Here is a 2,311-nt window from a genome sequence, read left to right as displayed (position 1 = left end):
GGTGCGGAGACGGGATCGGCGGTCTCGGCCACGGACGAGGGGGACGGGGGAGTCGACGACGACGAGGTGGTCGCCTGCGTCGTCGGCGAGGTGGGGGCCGCGGTCTCCTCCGCCCCCGAACACGCGGCGAGCGCGACCCCGGCCGCCATCGCGAGTGCGATGACGGCCGGGACACGGCGACGCCCGGTGGGGGAGAGCTGGCGGTTCGTCGCGGTGTGGGTCATGCGTTCCTGTTCTTCCAGCGGGGGTCAGGCTCCGATGATGAAGGCCTCGAGCTCGGCGCGGGCCTTGTCGTCGGCCATCTGCTCCGGCGGGGACTTCATGAGGTACGCCGACGCCGGCAGGATCGGTCCGCCGATGCCGCGGTCCTTGGCGATCTTGGCCGCCCGGACGGCGTCGATGATGATGCCGGCCGAGTTGGGCGAGTCCCACACCTCGAGCTTGTACTCGAGGTTGATCGGAGCATCGCCGAACGCGCGTCCCTCGAGGCGAACGTACGCCCACTTGCGGTCGTCGAGCCACTCCACGTAGTCGGAGGGGCCGATGTGCACGTTGCGGTCGTGGATCTTGTCCTTGAGGGAGCCCTCGAGGTTGGAGGTCACGGCCTGGGTCTTGGAGACCTTCTTGGACTCCAGGCGCTCGCGCTCGAGCATGTTCTTGAAGTCCATGTTGCCGCCCACGTTGAGCTGGTAGGTCCGGTCCAGGGCGACACCGCGGTCCTCGAACAGCTTGGCCATCACGCGGTGCGTGATGGTGGCGCCGACCTGCGACTTGATGTCGTCGCCGACGATCGGGACGCCGGCGGAGCGGAACTTCTCGGCCCACACGGGGTCGGAGGCGATGAAGACGGGCAGGGCGTTGACAAAGGCGACGTCGGCGTCGATGCAGCACTGGGCGTAGAACTTGTCCGCCTCCTCGGACCCCACCGGCAGGTAGCTGACCAGCACGTCGACCTCGGCGTCGCGCAGGGCCCGGACCATGTCCACGGGCTCGGCGTCGGACTCCTCGATGGTCTGGCGGTAGTACTTGCCCAGCCCGTCGAGGGTGGGTCCGCGCTGGACGCTGACGCCGGTCGGCGGCACGTCGCAGAGCTTGAGGGTGTTGTTCTCCGAGGCGTTGATCGCCTCGGCGAGGTCCATGCCGACCTTCTTGCCGTCGACATCGAACGCGGCGACGAACTCGACGTCCCGGACGTGGTAGTCGCCGAACTTGACGTGCATGAGGCCGGGGACGGTCTGGTCGATCGCCGCGTCCTTGTAGAACTCGACGCCCTGCACGAGCGAGGACGCGCAGTTGCCGACGCCGACGATCGCGACGCGCACCTTCTTGTCGGTCATGGGGATTCTCCTTGTGATGGGTTCTCTGTCTGGATGAGCTCGTTGATCCAGCGCAGCTCGCGCTCGCTGGTCTCGAGGCCGAGCAGGGTGAGCTGCCGCGCGTAGCGCAGTTCGGTCGGGCCGGTCCGGGTGGCCGCGTCCCGTTGGCCCTCGCGCCGCTCCTCGAGGACCCGCCGCCGGCCCTCCAGGAGCCGCACCCGGGCGGGCCCGGGGGTGCGGTCGAAGAAGGCCAGGTGGACGCCGAAACCGTCGTCGTTGAACGACGCGGCCCCGGGCTCGTCGAGCAGGGCGGCCAACGTCTCCTTGCCCCCGGCGGTGATGCGGTAGGTCTTGCGACCGCGTCGGGCGGTGGCCGGCGGACGCGTGGCGGTGGCCGCGGTGGCGTCCTCGACGATGTCTCCCTGTAGCCGGAGGCGACGCAGGGTGGGGTAGAGCGAACCGAAGGACACGGTCCGGACGGTGCCCAGCATCTCGGACAGGCGCTTGCGCAGCTCGTAGCCGTGCATGGGCCGCTCGTCGAGCAGCCCCAGGATCGCCAGTTCGAGCACCACACCCCTCCCCTCGACGTCTCATGCCTGCGGGTTTCCGCGACGGTCACCGAGAGTACACCTTCGGATGTATCGCGCCGATATACCCGTCCGTGACATCGGACGGACGGGTCGAGACAGACGCGGGCCCCGGACCCCCCGGCCTCGCGCCCCGGACCCCCCGTGCTCGTGCCCCGGACTCGCGCGGGGGTCCGGCGCGAGTCGTAGGCTGATCCTGTGGACCACGCCGACTTCCGCCCCCGGCGACCCGGCCCTCCGCCGGGACCGGAGGACCCCACCGGCCGCGACGCCCTCCGGCGTCGGCGGGTGGTGGATTTCGCCCTGCGGCGTCGAGGGGTGTTGGCGGATCTCCGTGAGGGGGTCTCGGCACTTCGCGAGGTGTGCGACGCGGACGTCTATCTGCTGCGTGCGGCGAGTTTCCACGGC

The 2,311-nt window shown here is 70.1% G+C and carries 3 protein-coding genes and 1 pseudogene; 1 reads left to right on the top strand and 3 read right to left on the bottom strand.

All coding sequences use genetic code 11. The features are described from left to right. The 3 genes and pseudogenes from G6020_RS11665 to G6020_RS11655 form a co-directional block, all read right to left on the bottom strand. Positions 1–224 (bottom strand): annotated as a pseudogene (locus tag G6020_RS11665) (hypothetical protein); the annotation flags it as partial. A 24-nt stretch (positions 225–248) separates the two neighbouring features. After that, entirely contained in the window at positions 249–1,337 is a 1,089-nt protein-coding gene (locus G6020_RS11660; protein ID WP_182610744.1) for an inositol-3-phosphate synthase, read from the bottom strand. Next, positions 1,334–1,885, bottom strand: coding sequence for a PadR family transcriptional regulator (locus G6020_RS11655; RefSeq protein WP_182610746.1), 552 nt, complete (start codon positions 1,883–1,885; stop codon positions 1,334–1,336). Before G6020_RS11655 ends, G6020_RS11660 begins: the two co-directional genes overlap by 4 nt. A 216-nt stretch (positions 1,886–2,101) precedes the next feature. On the opposite strand from G6020_RS11655, the gene G6020_RS17575 reads away from it, so the two are divergent. Then, positions 2,102–2,311: DUF5318 family protein (locus G6020_RS17575; RefSeq protein WP_347238367.1), on the top strand; the 210-nt coding region annotated here is incomplete at its 3' end.

Source organism: Dietzia sp. B19 (assembly GCF_014145155.1).
Lineage (GTDB): Bacteria > Actinomycetota > Actinomycetes > Mycobacteriales > Mycobacteriaceae > Dietzia > Dietzia natronolimnaea.
This window is presented reverse-complemented; position numbering and strand designations above follow the sequence as displayed.